The following is a 19,076-nucleotide window of genomic DNA, read 5'->3' on the forward strand; positions in this document are numbered from 1 at the left end:
CTATTACAACCAATTTCCCACCAAAATAAAAGCTGCCCAATAATAAGGGTGAGAAAAATTTTTATTCTGTAAAATAGCTTGTTGGGCATGACGCAAAGCTGACGCTTTTGTCATATCTTTACGTGACTTTCCTTGATAAACTGCTAACTCTTCATAAAATTTAATCATTAGCAAAGCTGTCGCGTCATCGTTAACGCTCCATAAAGATGCTACCGTACTGCGTGCCCCCGCTCGCATGGCCATCCCCGTCAAACCCAAAACCGCTCGCTTATCTCCTGTTGCGGTTTGACAAGCACTAAGGACGAGTAATTCGATCGGGTTATTTACTCTTGTATCCGCACGTAAAAGACTATCTAGTTCTTTAGCGTTAATGCGGTTATCCCATGTGAGAATAAATGTGTCATTCGCTTCAGAACTGAATTGTCCGTGTGTTGCTAAGTGAACGATTGGAAACGAAGAAATTTTGACTTTTGTTTTAAAATTCGATGTAGTAAAAGACTGATTCAGGAGTTTTTCTGTATCAACTTCACGGGCAATTTTTTCTAATTCAACATTCACACCTGGAAGTGGTGAAAATCCCTGACGAGCTTCACTTAATCCGGCTGTGAGAACTTCCAATTTACCCTTTGCTAAAGGTTGAGAATCTACCAATTTTAGACTGGGGGCGATGGCAACGCTGTATCGATCGACCAAATAATTTTTCCCATCATAAAGGGCGCTCATAGGAATATTTCTGAGGACACCATCCAAGACAAATACGAGAGTTTGAACGCCACTGTTTGCCAATTCTGTTTCCATTGGAGCGAGCAACCAGTTGTATACTTTTTGGGAGGGAGCCAAAAAGTTTTTTACCGAAAGTTGTAACCTGGGAACGGTTAGAGCATCTCGCGCTTGCTTAATTGTCTCTTCGATTTCTTCTTGAGATACCATAGCAGTATAGCGACGCAGAGTTTGCCCAGGCAATGCTAAAATCACTTCCAGTCTATCCCGCAAAATAATTGTCGATAAAACAGCCGCTTTTGGATCGATTTTGTCGATTTCAACAGGGTGAATTTTTAAACAAGCATCCTTAAAAAAATTATCCAGTTCTGCTAACTGAAGAGAATCGATCAAATCCCGCGCTTTTTTAAGATCTGATTCCGCCACTTTTTCTCCCAGTGGTAAAAGTAAATCTACTAATTCCCGGTATACTGGTTCTATGCTTTCTTGAAAAGAAAACTGCGCTTCTGAGCTAATTGCCGCTAAATCGCTGCGGATAGCCTGGAGGGTATTAACTGCTTCGCTATAAGCTGCGATCGCTCCTACTCTATTACCTTGTTGTTTCAAAATTCTTCCCTGTTGCCATTGCCATCGATAGGCAATATCATAAGCCTTCATACCTTGCGCCAAAAGTAACGCTTTTTCCGTTAATTCTTTGGCATAACCCCACTGTTTGTTTTGCTCGTACAATCTACCAAAATTTCCCAATGCGTAAGCTAAGGAGCGTTTATCATTTAAATTCTCAGCTTGTTCGACTGCGGTAGCTAACAATTCAGCTATCTCAGATTTATTGAGCGGATAAACGTCTCCTTGCTGACCCATCTTCATCAGACTATTAGCCAAATTAATCCGAGCATTAATTGCTATTTGGCTGAGAGGTAACTGACTTAAATTTGACTGTATTTGAGGTACTAATTTTATCGCATCTTGCCATTTTTTTTCTTCTATTAACAAACTCAGAATATTCACTTGTACCCGCGTCTGAAAGTATGGGGAAGAAGATGTTTGGAGGGCGTTGCGATAGTAATCTAGGGCTGGTTGCGATCTTTTTTGCAATCTAGCTGTATTCCCCAATCCCGATAAACTTGAAGCTATAAGCTCAGGATCTGACAACTTTTGCGAAATTGCTAAGCTTTCTTGTAAAACTTTCTGGGATCTATTTAATTCACCTACTACCCGGAGAGCGATTCCCAAACTTTGCATTCCTTTAACTTTGATTGGTGTATCCGGTTGTGTTTTTAAGTTGGCATTTATTTGGTCTAAAGTTTCGATCGCCTGACGGTATAGCCCCAAGCGTTGCAAAGCTTGAGCTTGGTTAATCTGGCTTTTTGTTATTCCTGTCAAATCTCCTACTTGTTTGTAAATCTCAGCAGCTTGTTTCCAAGTATCCAAAGCTTCTTCCGGCTGACCGACAGACAATTGTAAAAGTCCTTTTACCTCGAAAGCTTGGGCTAATATCCGTTTTTTTTCTGCGCTATCGGATTGCGTTTGCAAGCGGTTCAGGCTGTTGGTAATTGCTTCATTTGCCTTTGCGAAATCGCCAGTTTGCCGATAAACTAAAGCCAGATTTCGCCAAACCCGCGCTTGACCTAATTCATCGCTTTGGGATGCGTAATTGGCGGCTAGCTGCTGCAAGAGATCGATCGCCTCTTGAAACTGTCCCGTTTCATAAAGTTCCTGAGCTTGTTCTTCCAAACGATTTGCTGTGATTTCGCTTGTTACTTGCGATGATGCAGATACTTGAGAAATAACCAAATCGCGCTTTTCAATTTGTCGTTGAGCGTTTGTATAATACGGCAAGCTTGCCGAAGTTTTTTCTATCCAAATCGCACAGATAAAAGCTAATATTACCAGAGTAAGATAGGTTAAATATTTGATTTTCATTTGCTTATTTTTCCCGATCTCAAAATACTATCTTTGGGCTGATGCGCCACAACTGGGATGAATTAAACTAGGAGGGTGTACAGTAGCGACTGGAGCTTCCGCAGTCAGAATAACTCTTCCGTCCGCAGCAACTATCCAGCCTTGCGCTTCCTGAATTCCTGAGTGCTGAGTGAAAATTCTCCCCCGCTGACCCGCTGACCCGCTGACCCGCTCCCTCACTCCCCCGCTGACCCGCTCCCTTCCTGCCCACTCAACAGCTACAATCTCGCCAGTCAGGGGGTCATTGGGATTGGGAGGTAAACCACCCCGTCCCGTTACTACGAAAGAACTGCTCGCCACTTGTTGAGGAGTGCAAAAGTTTCTGGCAACCAATCCCTCCACATCTATCACATTTGTAGGTAAAACCACTAATCCAGCACTGGTATCCACATCCGGCGTATCAATTTCTACAGTACCGCTGAACTGTGCGCCCAGAGCAGAACTGGCGGTGATGTCGCTGGTCAAATCGTTTGGTTCGTTGCGGAACTGGGTGCCAAAGATACCAATAGTATTGATGCTTACTTGACCGCCTCGGCTATTTGTCGCGTTGGCGGTGATATCGCTATTTTCCAAACCCACCAAGTTATCCGTATTTATATTGATATTCCCGCCTGGGTCGTCACCTGTCGAATTGGTGGTAATGGCGCTGTTGCGGCGTAGTATCAAAGATTCTCGTGTTTGGATATTGATGTTGCCCAGTCCTGCTGTGCTGTCAGCTGTCAGATTGCCAGAGTTATCGAGCTGGATAGAGCCAGCCTGAATCTCCAAACTACCTGCGGCTCCCAACCCCTCGCTGCGTACAGATAAGGCGCTGTTAATTAGCTTACCGCCGAGTGTACCCGTACCAGTTACTTGCAGTAAATCGGTAGCATTTACTGTTAAAGTTCCGCCTGGGCCATCAGCAAAAGCGCCGGCTCTAACTGTTCCCCCATTTTGAACGATTAACTGCTCTGCGTTGATGGTTAAATTTCCGCTGGAATTTGGCCCGAAATTGTCTGCGGAGATTCTCGCTCCATCTCGGACAATTAACCTGTCGGTGGTAATCGTTAACTCTCCCACTTTCCCGGTAGCACCTTCTTCTGCGGAAGCAAACAAGCCGCTGCTACCGCGAATTAAATCAGCATCTGAGGTCGCACCAATTAGTTCAACAGACTCGGAAGCATTGATAATCAAATCCCCTCCATTCCCCTCACTGAAAGTGGAAGTTGCGATCTGTCCGCCACCTTGAATTGTGAGTCGTCTAGTTTCGATCGTCAAATTGCCGCTATTACCCGTAGCTGGCTCCCCCGTAAAAGGATCGAGATTAACCCCCGCACCAATACCACCAGATCCTTTTGGGTCGGGGTTTGTACCGATCAATTCTATAGACTCGGAAGCTCTCACCGTCAAATTACCCGCTCGACCGGCATTAAAAGTATTCGTGCTTACCAATGCGCCATCGCGAATAATTAGCCGTCGGGTTTCCACTGTTAAGTTTCCCCCATTACCTGTGGAATAAGCTTGTGCAGATAAGATGGTGGGAAATAAGGGCTCATTGGGTCTGACTCCAATCAGTTCTACCGACTCGGAAGCAACTACCGTTAAATCTCCTGCATTACCCTCACCGGCAGAGATATTATTGAGATTTGCACCATCTCGAACGCTTAATCTGCGAGTTTTAACGGTTAAGTTGCCAGTTGCGCCAGTTCCTTGTGTGATATTCGATATCTGGGTAAAAATATTAGCCTCACTGAAAGCCGGGTTAAATCCACCTGATAGTTCTACTGATTCGGAGGTATTAATATCTATATTTCCCCCGGATTGGGAAACATTACTGTAATAAATTACCGCTCCTTCGGTCAGCGTCAACCGCCTTGCTTGCACCTGGATATCCCCGCCCCCTTCGCCGCTGGTATCGACGATCGCTGCTTGCGATAAGCTGATATCTCGGAAGTTCTGCACCCCATCGTAATTCAACGCCCAACCACCCCTACTCACCTCCCCTGTTGAGGGGGGAATTGGACTCAAGTTGACAAAGCTGCGATCGCCAACGCTACCTAACTCAATCCGTCCCTGAGATGCTTTCATTGTGCCGCCTTCTAGCAGTACATCACCACCAACTAGGGCGAAAGTGCTACCCACAGGTACTTGAAGCGTCGGTTCTGGGGTGCCGTCGGCACTTCTGTTGATAATCTGACCTGGATTTGCGCCATATTGCAAGCCCAAGGGAAGATTGATGCTGAGCAAGGGAGGAGCTTGGGGATTTGTGGCGCTAAATTCTATACCATCGGCAAATCTGATACTGCTAGCTGTACTGCCGATCAACGAACCGTTGAGGTCTAGTCTGGAATTGGAGCCAAAAATAATTCCATTCGGATTGATTAAAAATAAGTCAGCATTTCCCAAAACTCCTAGCGTTCCCAAAATTTGGGAAATATTGCCTCCAGTTACTCGCGTTAAAATTCTCTCAATACCATCTGGATTGGAGAAATAGGCACCCTGCCCTTCTCCCACGTTGAATTCCCGAAAACTGTGGAACAGATTCCCACCGCGAATTGCTCCACCATCAATGCGATCGCTTGGAAGACCCTTGATTGTCTGGGGAGTAATGACAGAACTTTCGCTGCCTAGAGTAGCATCGGGAACGACCTGCGCTACAGTATTCTGGCTGGATAAGACAACTCCACCCACCCAGAAACATATCCACATTCTCCAGCAGCAGCCTATCCAGCCATAAGTAGACATTTGACAGATTGCCTTCAATAATCAGTCAGACAGCTACATCATAAGCTAGCAATTGTTTAAACCAATGGTTACGATCGCATCTTTATAAGATGTAGCATCTCTAAACAATGAGGCTGAGAATAGCACTATCTGAGGAGTAAGTCGATTTACCCGATCTATCCTGCAATATACCCACTGCCAGCCCATCATAAGCCATGTTTTTTAGCTCGTACCTGCCATATATCCCATTTAAATCGGCGACTTCGACTGTACCGTTACCTTTCCAACGCCATACTTCCATCGTTTCTAGTGCTTGTTCTAGTTTCTCTCTATCCTCAGTCGAAGCATAAGTTAAGTGGAAACATTGTTGATTAACGCAAATACCTGTTGGGTGCCAATAACTATTTCTAGACATAGCTCGTCCAGCAATCGTTCCGCCCGCGACCATTTCTAACTCTTCTTCGTTGAGTTCGTAGTCGTCGAATTCGTCGTTATTTATCTCGGTTTTTTCTTTAGCCCATTGCAGGGCAAATTGCATATCTAAAATTGTAAATTCGTAGCCATTTTCGGCAGCTATTTCTAGAAAAGTTTCCGGGGATTTAGCCGTTTCCAATTGGGATTTTATCTCGCTATCTTGCTCAACAGCTTTACACAACTCGTAAATGGCTTGCTGGGCTTTGATAAAACGCAACTCTTCTGCTGGTAAATCTTCGGCGTTAATCGGTTGAATCAAATTTTGTAACATCAGTAGATACCTCTGAATTTCTTTCTAGTCTGTCCCAATATTCAGTCAATTTCCTGCCCAGTTGCATCCGCTCTTAAATTTGAGTAAAACTAATTTTTGCTGCCACTATTTCTATTTTAGAACAATACTTTCACCAAAATGAAAAATGCTCGATTTGTAGGTTGGGTTTCGTTCCTCAACCCAACTAACGATAAAATGGCGAAGTATTGTTTGAAAAATCGTGGTTTTAACACGAACGCCACTAAGTTTAGATTGTTTGATTAGAGGCTGAGCCTCCTTTCTTTGTTCCCCGGCTGAGCCGGGGAACGAGATGGATACTGTTATCTAAAAAGTAGTCTGCCACCTAGTAGTATCCCAAGTAGGATATTTTTTTGTGCCTACCTTAAAAAAACCGGTTTCTCATGCGTTATTCCGATGTGTTTTTTAGTCTTACTAGAGTAGTCTATCTTAAAAAAGTTATTTTTCCGACTTTAGGTTGTCACATTCTTTAACTCTATCTTCCGGAATAGTATGTGACATCTAAGGTGACGTTAGATCTCAGTAACGTAGGTACTATTTAACATACTAATTCGTAATCAACCGCTTTTGGATACTTGGGGTCAAAACCGCGTTTTAGCCATAAGCAAGCCTTATCCAGCAAGGATTTGGGCAAATTAATTAACTTTACTTATTACTCTTAGCGGCTGTTTTGGGATATCCCGTTTTTGTGGCAATAATAAAAACTTATTTAAATGTCGGCTGGGTTAGGCACGGGCAATAAATTCAGCACCAAAAGCAATCATTAACTTCTCGTGTCCTAACCCACCATCATGCTTTTTTGTAACAGAAGAAACATTTTTGAGCGTAAGCTCTAAAGACCCGTCCAGATTAGGTTAAGCCAGCAAAAACCGGGTTTCTTGTTTGAGCAAGCCACTCTTTATGGCCTAATCTTCTCCAAGAAACCCGGTTTATATATCCTTCATACATATTTGTTTGCAAACAGCCTGTAAGTACGGTAGAGCGACTGTATTTAGAAATCGATCTGCCATTTATTCAGATCGGAAAAGTCGAACGTTTTACCCGCAGTAGACCCGTTATAAACCAAGCCAGTCAAGGTATAGGAAGTTCGTCCATCATTTATTCCATCGGTATCGAAGACTTCGACTTCACCATTACCCTTCCACTGCCATTTCTCCATATATTTGACTGCTTGGGCTAGTAACGCTCGCTGTGATGATGATTCATAGCTTAAGTAAAAACACTGAGAGTCAACGCAAATACCAGTCTCGTGCCAATAACTATTTCGCATCATTGCCAAGGCGCGAAACGTACCGCCGGCGACCATCTCCAACTCCTCTTCAGCGAGTTCGTAGTCGTCGAGTTCGTCGGAGTTGAGTTCTATTTTCTCTAATGCCCAGCCCATCGCAACTTGCAGATCGGAGGCGCTAAACTCATAGCCTTTTTCGGCGGCGATTTCAAAAAAAGCTTGCGGATTTGCAGCGGTTTCTAGTTGGGATTTGAGTTCCGCATCTTGTTCGATCTCCATACAAAAATTGTAAATGGCTTGTTGAGCTTTGACGAAACGGAACTCTTCCGGCGGCAAGTCTTCTGCATTAATTGATTGGATTGGTTCCTGGAACATATGTATTTATCCTTAAATGTCGGTGAAGTGGTTTGTGACAAGTAGATTGGCAGTTACACCCTTCACGTAAATTAATAATACCCTGGAAAAGTTGTTAATTACTTTCGTTGTCGATCTATCTACTGATTAATTGTACATATAGATAGATAAAGCTTTGATAAAGCTGGGCTAAATTTAGATGAAAATACTATGAAATTTTTATCTAAATTTTTGGGATATCTCAGCTTATTTTTACATTTACTATTCTAATCTGACGATAACCGGAAAATTCTGCGATAAAACTACTAAAGCTTGCCAAAGCAAGCAATACTACTGAAATTTCCTTACCAAACTCAACTGGATTTTCTGCTCTTGGAAATTTCCTCAGTGAAATCTCGTAACTTTTCACTCAATTTATGAAGTTTTCTCATAAACTTAATTATCATTTACATAACAACACGCAAGGCAGCACTTCTGGATCTGCCAGCCGAAGCAGCTGGTAGCCAATCCCAGAAGTTCCTTGAAAAAAACTCGGAGTAAATACAGAATTGGGCAACTTAGGAAAAAGATAGCCTCCGGCTTGCTCTGCTCGACGGACAGCCCAAGCGGCCCTTTTTTCGGCAACCGCGAGCAATTCGGGGCGAGACAGCGTTTCGGCAGCAAAGAGCAGCATTTCTATACGTCCGAAATTACCGCAGCAGACACAATCCACATCTTGTAACGTATGTTTTTGCGTTGTCTGTAAACTTACCTGCACATCTCCATCAATTTCATCTGTCTTTAAAATTGACAAACCACCCAAACGGGCTAACCCAATTCCAGTTGCCCCATGACACCAGCTAACCATAAATCCAGGTTCGCCGTTTTGTTGGGCAAAAGCTCGGAAATCGGGCCAATTAGCCGCGACGGCAGAAAATACACTGTTTTCGTAGGCAATACCTTCGCTAGCTGCTTCTAAATAAGCTCGATCTTGCGTCACCTCATAAAGTCGCAACAGCGCATAGGCAATCCCAGCCGCACCGTGAGAAAAACCGGTATACTGCTTCTGTCCCAAAATTTTCCATGCTTTCGGCTTACCGTTAACGCTAGTGCGATGTGCCAGTAAATGCTGACCGCAAATTATCGCTTTATCTAAAACTCCAGAATCTTTTGTTTCTGAGTGTAGCGCCAACAATCCCAAAATTGCCCCAGCGGAACCGCCAATCATATCAAATTGTTTGTCAGATGCGATGATTTCGGGTGTAATTAAATTAGCAATACCCAAAGCATCTTCTATAAGTGCTGGTTCTCTCAAGAAACGACTGGTCATAACTAAGGTGTAGATAATAGAACCCAGACCGGTCGCTCCGCCTATGCCGCGCCGCACAAATCGGCGGGTAGACTCAAAATCGGCAGTTTGCAAAAATTTGCGGATTGACAGCAAAGCTCCCAAAGCTAAATCTCGAAATTGCCTAGTTTGCCTGACATAATCTAAGGCTGATAAAAATAAAGCGATACCGCCATTGCCGTTATAAAAATCTTCGGGCAAAGGCATGAGTTGAAAGCGTTCTACATCGGGAATATAGGCAAAGCTAATCCACTTGACGCTCCCATCTGCACCCCAGATTGCCCGTGCTTGAATTTCGGTAGCGATGCGGGTCGCTTCTTGCAATAATTGTGTTTTGGTTAGCGGGCTAATTTGTGAATATTCAGCTTGATTGATAGATGGGTTATTTTCGCTGGCTGCTTTTCGCGCTAACCTGGCATAAAAAGAACCTTTGATAATTTCTATTTGTTGAGTTAAATCTGTGTCATTTAAGTTTTGCAGTTGATTGACAACATCTTGATAGCTGGGTGCTTTAAAATAATCTTCGATCGGTTTATCTAAGCCAACGGTGAGAGCTTTACTGTTAGTGTAAGCGGCAAAGTAGGGAATATCCAACTGTTCCATCGCTTTGACTTCTGCATGAAAAATCGGCCAAGCATCAGGCTTTTGGGGAGCGACGAGAAAAGCGCGGGCTAAGATTTCCAGTTCGATGCTGCGATCGACTCCATCCCGAAGGAATTGGGGAGCGAGACTTTTTTGTAAAATTGACCAATAAATCCTGGTAGCGCGAAAAATAAATCTAACGGGCTGATTTTGCAATATTTCTAGAGGGCTATCGGGTGCTAGCAGCAATTCTCGCTTTTCTATTAAAAAACGATACATTTGTGCAAAACCAGTTACCATGCGATCGAGATAGCGATCGGGCGATAAGGGAATTCCATTCAAAGTCGCGACATTGCTAGGAATTTCGTTCCCCGGTTCTGGATCGAAGCTGCCTAATGCGCTATTATCGTAGGCAATGCGGTTATTTTTGGTAAACTCCCAATGGGGTAACAATCCCGTGCGTAAAACAGAGTCGGAAAATTGTAAATTTACAGATGTGTCAGCTTCAGTTTGTTCTGCTAAATCGACCATAAGATTTACTTCTTGGTGCATGATACTTTCCATATCGATCAGCACTAAATGTTCGCCGTTAGCGATTAAATTTTCGCGGTGACAATCAACTACTCTGAGTGCATACAGCAGCGCTAACAACATTCCCGAACGTTGATAAAAACGTTGGGCTGCTGGTTCATCTTCACAGGGCAAATGTTCTACGTATTCAACCCAACCGTAAGTTTGGCGATCGCACACTTTTAAAACTTTAAATTGTAAAGGAATACCCTGCTGATTGCACCAAGTTAAAAATTGAGTATATGCCGCTTCTACCCCTAATCCCTTGGGTTTGTAAACTAGCTTTAATCCGGATTCAAAAGTAAGTGCAATCACTGTGTACCCGGAATTATGCGGATCGGATAATGAAGGTTTGATGTCGATGGCTTTGCCCAAATAATTATGTGCAGATGGGAACTCTTTGTGTGCTGAGTGAGAATTCTCTCCTACCGGTATGCTCGTCTGTTCCTCTGCTCCCGCAGGCGAGACGCCTGCACTACCAGGCGAGACGCCTGCGCTACCAGGCGCAACTTGAAACACTTGCTGAATCTCCCAGAGATCCGCTTTGAGGCGTTGCAAAAACTGCGCTGTTGTTTCCACCCAAAAATCCACTGCTGTTGCCATTAATCTCGCCAAAACGGGGTAATTTTGGAAAAATGTCAATAATCCATCCGCCAAAATTTTTTCCATAAAATCTTCATATTCTGCCTTAAATTGCGTCTTGTCAGGAGTGGATTTTCCCAGTATGTTTAGTAAGTTAAGTAAATTTTTTCCCACGGTACGGGAACGGGATAATTCATATTCCAGGGTTTTGCCGCAGATATTTAAGAGTTTGTAAAGTAAGCTGATTTCTAATGTCAGATATGCTGAATTAGAAAGTACTTCTAATGGTAAGCAATCTACGTGGAATGACGGAGAATCGAGACGATTTAATAATTTTTGTCGCGCTACAGAGACGACTGGTAAAAGCACTTCTGCAAAAGGTAATTCATTTTCTTTGTTTAAAGGAAATAGTACATTTGCCTCATTGCCCAGGCTCTGTTTGGGAAAAGATCGATCGTTAGCAAAGGAATAGGCGGTTTGGATTATTTCTCGCAAAGTCTCTGCCCATGCGGGCAAAGCTTGACCATCGACAACAGGAAGCGATCGCACTACCGAGCTGGCTTGTATAATGTTTAACTCATCCCAGGAAAGGCGTTTGTAAAATTTTTCCCAGTTGCCTTGGGAAACTACCTGGCACCAGCGATTCAAGCGGTTATCGTTCAGTTGTGGTTCGATCGCCTCAGCAGAGTTTGTCTTGAGTAAATCAACACATAACCGTTCTGATAAAGAACTGGCTTGGGCAACGATCTGCATTAGATGGGAGTGAGTTACTATCATTTATCTCTGGAGAAAAGTTAAGATCGCAAATTTACCAACTTATTAAATTGCAGTAAAACTGCTTGCACCAATGGTGTAAATTGGTAATGCCAATGTATCATAGAGTTTAAAGATATCTATCTAAAGATAGTGACATCAAAAAAAAGTGATATTATGGATAGTAGGCACATCAGCCTGGGGGATTGCATCTATTGAAGCAACAGATATGCAGCGTAATTTCTGCTTAATCAAAACGAGCATAATTTTCTAGTAAGTCCCTCTAATATGGTTGTAGCTAAATCTGTTAATCGGTTGGGGAGCATTGTCAAAGTGCTATCTCCAGCATTGCTAATTTTCACTAGCTTATCGCCTCAGCTTTTGGCGCAAATGCCTTCTGAGTGGAAAGTCAGTCTGGAATTTCCGCCTGCGGACGATCGAGGCGCACCCGAACGAAGTGCCGGCGGAGGAACTCGCGGTCCTTCCTGTGTCGAGTCCGGTGTTTTACCTGTAACCGCCTTGATGCCTACACGGGATAATGTGGGAACAACAGCGAGTACAAATCCAACGCTTTTTTTCTATGTCCCTAAAACCATCGCCAAGTCGGCAGAATTTGTGGTAGTTGACGAACAAGGCAAAGAAGTTTACCTCAGCAGTTTTCCACTAGCCGCGACTGGTGGCATAGTTAAAGTACACATCCCTCAAAGTGCATCTTTACAAGTAGGCAAAGATTTTGTGTGGCAGTTTGCCCTGATTTGCGATGGGTCAGACCGTAGCAAAGATCAATTTGTTCGGGGCACAATTCGACCTATTGAATTGAGTTCGGATCTCAAGCAAAAGCTACAGCAGGCTTCTTCACCTCTGGAACAGGCCAAGTTGTTTGCAGAGGCTAGGATTTGGAACGAAACTCTGGCTATTGTGGCCGAGCTGCGTAATACTTATCCTACGGAATGGGAACAGCTGTTAAAATCAGTTGGTTTGGAGGCTTTAGCTGCTGAGCCGATCGTCGATTCCTCGACGGCAGAGAAGAGTCAATTAGTAATAGGTAATAATTAATTGCCTCTCGGTAAACAGGGTGTTATTCGTCAGCGGCCACTAGGTACTACCTATTACGATGGTTTGATGTGGGACAATTTAAAAATTTTTTTTGGCAATGGCGGGGTGTGTGGATTACTACTCCCTTAGTGGCGGTGTTGGTAATCCTATTGCGTTTAGTCGGTTTATTGCAGTCGTGGGAGTGGGCTGCATTCGATCGATATATGCAGCTGCGACCTCAGACAAAGGTAGATGACCGGATTGCGATCGTCGGAATTGGTGAATCAGACATCGAAAAACTTGGCACAGCGAACATACCAGATATTGTTTATGCCCGATTGCTGGAAAAATTGAAAGCCAGAAAGCCTAGAGCAATTGGTTTGGATATTTATCGCAATTTACCGGAAGAACCGGGTTATAAAGAATTAGTACAGGTGTTTAGATCCACCCCTAATTTAGTTGGTATAGAAAAAGTAATTGGCAATAAAGCTTGGGAAATAGTCCCCCCACCTCCAGAGTTAAAAGCTAAGCAGCAAGTAGGTGCAAACGACTTGCTGGAAGATGCCGATCGCAAAGTAAGGCGCAGCTTTTTGTATGTGCGCGATCGCGATGGCAAAATAATCTGGAGTTTCGCAGCTCATCTAGCTTTACATTATTTGGAAAAGGAAGGAATTGCTGTCAAAAGAATTGCGGAGACAAAATATCAAATCGGTAAATCGATAATTACTCCTTTTGAAGCGAATGATGGCGGTTATGTGCGATCTGACGCTCGCGGTTATCAAATTATCCTCAATTACCCAAACGGAAACAAGCATTTCAACACAGTTTCTCTGACAGATGTTCTTAGCGATCGACTTCCGCCAGAATGGGGCAAAGACCGCATTATTTTGATTGGAAAAATTGCTGAAAGTGCAAAGGATTCATTCTTTACTCCCTATAGCGGCGGTTTAATCGATCTGGCAGCTCCCATGACAGGGGTCGAAATTCACGCCCAGCTAGTCAGTCAGATGATTAGTGCTGCTCTTGACGGTAAGTCTTTCTTTAAAAGTTGGTCAGAAATTTCGGAGAATTTCTGGATTCTGTTTTGGTCTGGACTTGGTGCTATCTTGACTTGGCGATTGAAAAATGCCGCCAGAGTTAAAAGATTTTCTTTCCTAAAAATAACGGCTCTTTTTTTGGCAGCAGGAGTATTGCTCGGTAGCACTTATCTGGCTTTTTTAGGAGGGTGGTGGATACCTGTAGTACCGCCATTGCTGTCCTTCACAGGATCGGCGATCGCCATTCTCTTTTACCTCGCCCACAGCGCCGCAGAAATTCGCAAAACCTTTGGGCGTTACCTCACAGATGAAATTGTCGCCAATTTGTTAGAAAGTCCCGAAGGTTTGAAGCTTGGCGGCGAAAGGCGGAAAATTACTGTCATCGCCTCCGATTTAAGAGGTTTTACCGCTTTGTCGGAACAACTTTCACCCGAAGAAGTGGTGAAAATACTCAACATTTATTTGGGATACATGACGGATGTAATTACATACTATCATGGCACAATTGATAAACTCATGGGCGACGGGATTCTGATTCTTTTTGGCGCTCCTACAATTAGAGAAAATGAGGCTGAAAGAGCCGTTGCTTGCGCGATCGCTATGCAGTTAGCAATGCAGTCCGTCAATGAAAAGCTAGCTTCCTTGGGTTATCCAGAAATAGAAATGGGCATTGGCATTAACACAGGTGAAGCCGTAGTGGGAAACATCGGTTCGGAAAAACGCACTGAATATGGTGTGATTGGCAATCAAGTTAATTTAGCTTTTCGGATCGAAACATTTACAGTGGGTGGCCAAATTTTTATTTCCGAATCTACTTTTAGCGAAGTTAAATCTATTGTTAGGATAAACGGCGAAAAGGAAATGAAAATGAAAGGTGTTAAACAACCTATTAGGGTCTACGAAGTCGTTGGGATTGGTGAGCCTTACAATTTATTTTTGCCAAAACAAGAGGAAATATTGTTCCCACTGCATAAACCGATTGGAATTCAGTATACGATCGTCGAAGGAAAAATTGTTGAAGAAAGTTTATTTAAAGGCAAGTTAGTCAAGCTTTCTGCTAAAGGAGCGGAAGTACAGATTGACAATGTAGAAGAAGGGTTTATTCCCCCTAATTGTACTAATATTAAACTAAACATTTTAAGCGGAAGATCGACAGAAGTTAGTAAGGATATATATGCAAAAGTTTTAGCAAATTCAGCAGAGAACGGAATATTTTATATCCGGTTTACTGCTAAACCAATCCATATAATCCCATTACTAGAAGTTCTTTCTAAACATACAAATAAAGTTTAAAATCTAGGAATTACACAAATAGACCCGGTTTCTATAAAATTACTTCACTATTTTAGCGTAGGTCGGGTTGAAGCAATAAGCTCAACCTACAAGTTAGTATTATATAAAAAAAGTTTAAAAAAAACCGGGTTTCTAGTCGTTTGGTTCGTAAGTCCTGGAATAATGGTGTTATAGAGCGATTGTTTGTTGGTTAAAAGGCTTCCAAGTGTTAAAACCAAATCTGGCTAAAGCACTACACAAACTTAAAGGAAATCAATCCTTCCTGCTGGACGATCCTGAGAAAGTTTGGGTAGTTCAGTCTGGTACGCTGGCGCTGTTCGCAACTAAAACTGAGGCAAAAGAAGCAACTGGCGATCGCCGTTATTTATTCAGCGTCAGTGCAGGCGAAGCCTTGTTCGGCGTTGCATCGCTTCGGAGAGAGAGGGAAGAAGGAGAGGCGGAGAGTGAGGGAAGACGAGGAGGTTTCCCAGTCAAGAATTGGGAAGATGGTATTTTGGCAGTAACTATTGAAGAGAGCGAACTTTTAGAACTAGATATTGCTGATGTAGCAGCAGAAGTGGCAGCACTCGATCTGCAAATTATTTCTTTGTTGGAAGGTTGGATAGATCGTTTAAGTAAATTAATAGCTGCCTTTGCTATATCATCTGGCGAAAGTAAATTACAGGTTTCCGAAGCGGGTAAGAACATATTATCTAAAGGACAAACACTACAGGCATCTTCTAAAGCAGTGCTTTGGGTACGGGTAACTAAAGGCAATGTCGCTTGGATGGGGATGGAAGAGTTAACTTTAGATGCTGCTTCTCCCAGTTTTCCCCTTGCCGCTTTGACGTGGTTAGAAGCACTCAAACCAGTTGAAGTTATAGCTGTGACAACATTCAATTTAGAAAATGCTACCCAATTGCCGCAAAGTTTAGCTTTGTTTCATAGCTACGTGTGGCGGCAATTACAGAAAGCGCAACAACAAAAACTAGAGGCAGAGTTACAGCAATTTCAGGAATTAGAACAGTTAAATCAACAAGTTACAGAGAGTGCGTTGGGGTCTTTAGCTTCTACCTTCAAGCGTCAGCAGTCGCATTTTGAGGAGGGAACTCCTTTGTTAGTTGCTGCTGGGGCAGTAGGTAGGGCGATGGGAATAACGATTCGTCCGCCAGTGCGATCGCAAACTTGGTTGCGAAGAGATCCGGTAGAAGAAATTGCCCTAGCTTCCCAAATTCGGATTCGTCGCGTTCTCTTAGCTGGTAAATGGTGGCAAACAGAACATGGCCCATTATTGGCATTTACTCAAGATAAACGCCCAGTTGCTTTGTTAGTCGATCGAAACAAGGGCTATCGTTATCTATTATTTGACCCAGAATTGCGGACTCGGACGCTGGTAAATGATGCGATCGCCAATTCGATCGCACCGGAAGCTTATATGTTTTATCGCCCGTTGCCATCAGCAATTAACAAAGCTTTTGATGTATTCCAGTTCGGGGTTAAAGGTTATGAAATAGATCTTGCCAAAATTATGTTTTTGGGTAGTTTGGGAACTTTGTTAGGAATGGCAACTCCTCAAGCTACCGCAATTTTAATTAACTATGCCATTCCTAATGGCGATCGCTTAGTTTTGTTACAAATAGTGCTGGGTTTGTTAGCCGTATCTTTCGGTCAGACAACCTTAAATTTTTCCCAAGGGTTGATTGCCCTGCGCGTTTCCAATGGTATTAACAGCATCTTGCAAACAGCGATTTGGGATAGACTGCTGAGATTGAGCCCCTCGTTGATTCGGCAATTTACGATTGGCGATTTGTTAGTGCGAATTACGTCTATTACTCAGATCTACGGCATTGTCAGCGGTGCAACACAACGCACTTTATTAAGTGGGTTATTTTCCCTGCTAAATCTGGTTCTGATGTTTGTTTACAGCATCCAACTAACTTTAGTCGCTCTAGCAGTAACATTGTTAGCAACAATTTTATCTATTGCCTCTAGTTTAATTCTGTTACGCAAAGAGCGAAAACAAGAGCAACTAGCAGGTGAAATTCAAGGATTAGTCGTGCAACTGATTAACGGCGTGCCCAAGCTGCGAGTAGGAGTAGCTGAACAACGGGCATTTGCAGCTTGGGCGAAAAAGTACAGCGAACAAAATCAACTTACGTGGGAAATTATCACAATTAGCGATATTGTTTCTGTTTTTAACGAGTTACTGTCTTTAGCCAGTTCGATTTTGTTGTATTGGTTTGGATTTGCAGAAATTCAAAGTGCAGCGGCGGGACAGTCAGGTTTGACGCTGGGGACATTTTTAGCTTTTAATGCTGCTTTTGGCACGTTTTTTGGCGGTGTAACTTCTTTGAGCAATACCCTCACCCAGATTATCCAAATTGCGCCTTTGTGGGAGAGGGCGCAACCAATTTTACAAGGAAAATTAGAATCGGATACCCACAAAGCAGATCCGGGTCATCTTCAGGGGCGCGTAGTTTTGGATAAGGTAGTTTTTCGCTACCGGGAAGAAGGGCAGCTAATTTTAGATCGGGTGAGTATTAATGCAGAACCGGGCGAATTCGTGGCAATTGTTGGCCCTTCAGGTAGCGGTAAATCAACGATTTTTCGATTGTTATTGGGGTTTGAAACTCCCCTAAGCGGAAAGATATATTACGACGGTCAAGATTTAGCCCAATTAGATTTACAAGCACTGCGGCGACAGTTAGGAGTTGTGTTGCAAAATGGTCGCCTTATGCAAGGTTCGATTTTTGATAATATCACTGGCGGTGCGTTAGTGTCGATGAATGAAGTTTGGGAAGCAGCTCGGATGGCAGGATTTGCTAAAGATATCGAGCAAATGCCGATGGGGATGCACACGGTAGTGAGTGAGGGTGGCAGCAATCTTTCTGGGGGTCAACGACAGCGAATGGCGATCGCGCGATCGCTTCTTTTACAGCCTCGCATTATCTTACTCGATGAAGCTACCAGCTTTCTCGATAACAACACTCAACAAATTGTCACTGAAAATTTAGAAAAGTTGAATGTTACCAGAATAGTTATTGCCCACCGTCTCAGTACGATCCGTAATGCCGATCGAATTTATGTGATGGAACAGGGGCGAATAGTCCAGGTGGGTTCTTTTGAGGAACTGATTCAGCAACCTGGGTTATTCGCTAGGTTGGTAGCGCGACAATTAGAGGGATCTTCTCTTCATTGAGATTGCGGCCCCGATACATAGCCGGATACAGCCGATTGCTGCACAAAAGCTTGATATTCAATTAGAGGCTCTTGGGTAATGTTGTCCAATTTAACGGACTGTAATAGCTGTTTCCATTTAGCCTCTACAGCTGAGTCATTAGGATGGGAACGACGTAACTGGGCTAGGATGGCTATAGCATCGTACCACAGCTGATTATCTGCATAAACGCCAGCCCGCTCTAATGCTCCTAAGTCTTTTAATTTAGTAACTATATCCGGGCTGGGTTGGACTCGTTTAATCCAGCCATTCACGTAATTATCAGCGCTGCGATCTTTAGGATCGTTAACAATTGCAAAATACCAACGGTAATTTTTCCCGATTTCCAGAGGTTGTATTTCACCGTTGCCAGGAAGTTCTACCCCAAGCACTCCGGAATTGCCATTAGGGGTAAATTTTTTTTCGTAAATTGTATTGCCGTCTTCATCATTAAGCACAAATTCTAGCATTTGTGAATTTGGCGTTGTAGGAACATAAAAATAAAATGTGGGATTTTCTAGAGTAGTTAATCCCTGGTTATTTTCTGGAACCAGAGCAGTTACTGGCTTTGCGGCGACTAATGTTCCCGACCTAGTGCCACCGCCTACCCGTCGTCCCGGTAACCCCTCTGCTGATTCACCGGAATTTGAATCATTTGCCAGTATCGGCATTGTAAAGCTATTTGAAAAAATTGTCAGTAGCGATGTTAAACAAATGGCAGCAATTATCTTTCTATTAAAGATGACCCTAAACATATTGCTTGGTTCTCAACTTGCGCTATATTTGATACTAGACTTGTTTTGATAATAAACTTGTTTAGCTTAGAACTACCACCGTAATTATTCGTAATTTCAATAATTTAACAAATATGTATCTTGCGAAATACGACTTTTGCCAAAAGGATATTTTTTCTGATTTTTCCTAGTTGTCAGCTTTGAGCGAAGGCCCAAAGCCGATCGTAGCCGATCGCT

Annotated in this window: 9 protein-coding genes; 3 read left to right on the forward strand and 6 right to left on the reverse strand. The window is 43.2% G+C overall.

Annotation, left to right across the window (positions count from 1 at the left end; all coding sequences use genetic code 11):
- Positions 1–3: 3 nt before the first annotated feature.
- From H6G03_RS12745 to H6G03_RS12765, 5 genes are all read right to left on the reverse strand, one after another.
- Positions 4–2,643 carry a CHAT domain-containing protein gene (locus H6G03_RS12745; protein ID WP_190464747.1) on the reverse strand — a complete coding sequence of 880 codons (2,640 nt, stop codon included), beginning with the start codon at positions 2,641–2,643 and terminating at the stop codon, positions 4–6.
- A gap of 27 nt (positions 2,644–2,670) precedes the next feature.
- Positions 2,671–5,406, reverse strand: coding sequence for a beta strand repeat-containing protein (locus H6G03_RS12750; RefSeq protein WP_190464748.1), 2,736 nt, complete (start codon positions 5,404–5,406; stop codon positions 2,671–2,673).
- Positions 5,407–5,506: 100 nt separating this feature from the next.
- Positions 5,507–6,130 carry a Nif11-like leader peptide family natural product precursor gene (locus H6G03_RS12755; RefSeq protein WP_190464749.1) on the reverse strand — a complete coding sequence of 208 codons (624 nt, stop codon included), beginning with the start codon at positions 6,128–6,130 and terminating at the stop codon, positions 5,507–5,509.
- A 1,009-nt stretch (positions 6,131–7,139) separates the two neighbouring features.
- Entirely contained in the window at positions 7,140–7,751 is a 612-nt protein-coding gene (locus H6G03_RS12760; protein WP_190464750.1) for a Nif11-like leader peptide family natural product precursor, read from the reverse strand.
- Between the two features lie 421 nt (positions 7,752–8,172).
- Positions 8,173–11,568 (reverse strand): type 2 lanthipeptide synthetase LanM family protein, encoded by a 3,396-nt coding sequence (locus tag H6G03_RS12765; protein ID WP_190464751.1) that lies wholly within the window; start codon positions 11,566–11,568, stop codon positions 8,173–8,175.
- Between the two features lie 264 nt (positions 11,569–11,832).
- Here H6G03_RS12765 and H6G03_RS12770 point away from each other — a divergent pair, with 264 nt between their 5' ends.
- From H6G03_RS12770 to H6G03_RS12780, 3 genes are all read left to right on the forward strand, one after another.
- Entirely contained in the window at positions 11,833–12,600 is a 768-nt protein-coding gene (locus tag H6G03_RS12770) for a DUF928 domain-containing protein (RefSeq protein ID WP_190464752.1), read from the forward strand.
- Between the two features lie 68 nt (positions 12,601–12,668).
- The gene (locus H6G03_RS12775) at positions 12,669–14,909 is read left to right on the forward strand and encodes a CHASE2 domain-containing protein (protein WP_190464753.1); all 2,241 of its coding nucleotides are present in this window, start codon (positions 12,669–12,671) and stop codon (positions 14,907–14,909) included.
- Positions 14,910–15,114: 205 nt separating this feature from the next.
- Positions 15,115–18,087: an NHLP bacteriocin export ABC transporter permease/ATPase subunit gene (locus H6G03_RS12780; protein ID WP_190464754.1), complete on the forward strand. Its 2,973-nt coding sequence runs from the start codon at positions 15,115–15,117 to the stop codon at positions 18,085–18,087.
- Here H6G03_RS12780 and H6G03_RS12785 read toward each other — a convergent pair.
- The gene (locus H6G03_RS12785) at positions 18,081–18,776 is read right to left on the reverse strand and encodes a DUF928 domain-containing protein (RefSeq protein ID WP_242056833.1); all 696 of its coding nucleotides are present in this window, start codon (positions 18,774–18,776) and stop codon (positions 18,081–18,083) included. The genes H6G03_RS12780 and H6G03_RS12785 overlap by 7 nt on opposite strands.
- Positions 18,777–19,076 lie beyond the last annotated feature (300 nt).

The sequence above is a fragment of the Aerosakkonema funiforme FACHB-1375 genome (genome assembly GCF_014696265.1).
Taxonomy (GTDB): domain Bacteria; phylum Cyanobacteriota; class Cyanobacteriia; order Cyanobacteriales; family Aerosakkonemataceae; genus Aerosakkonema; species Aerosakkonema funiforme_A.

What these genes read in the sequence shown, in the direction of transcription:
- H6G03_RS12750 (WP_190464748.1), bottom strand. Translation starts at nt 5,406, where the DNA reads ATGTCTACTTATGGCTGGATAGGCTGCTGCTGGAGAATGTGGATATGT.
- H6G03_RS12770 (WP_190464752.1), top strand. Translation starts at nt 11,833, where the DNA reads ATGGTTGTAGCTAAATCTGTTAATCGGTTGGGGAGCATTGTCAAAGTG.
- H6G03_RS12785 (WP_242056833.1), bottom strand. Translation starts at nt 18,776, where the DNA reads ATGCCGATACTGGCAAATGATTCAAATTCCGGTGAATCAGCAGAGGGG.
- H6G03_RS12765 (WP_190464751.1), bottom strand. Translation starts at nt 11,568, where the DNA reads ATGATAGTAACTCACTCCCATCTAATGCAGATCGTTGCCCAAGCCAGT.
- H6G03_RS12745 (WP_190464747.1), bottom strand. Translation starts at nt 2,643, where the DNA reads ATGAAAATCAAATATTTAACCTATCTTACTCTGGTAATATTAGCTTTT.
- H6G03_RS12760 (WP_190464750.1), bottom strand. Translation starts at nt 7,751, where the DNA reads ATGTTCCAGGAACCAATCCAATCAATTAATGCAGAAGACTTGCCGCCG.
- H6G03_RS12755 (WP_190464749.1), bottom strand. Translation starts at nt 6,130, where the DNA reads ATGTTACAAAATTTGATTCAACCGATTAACGCCGAAGATTTACCAGCA.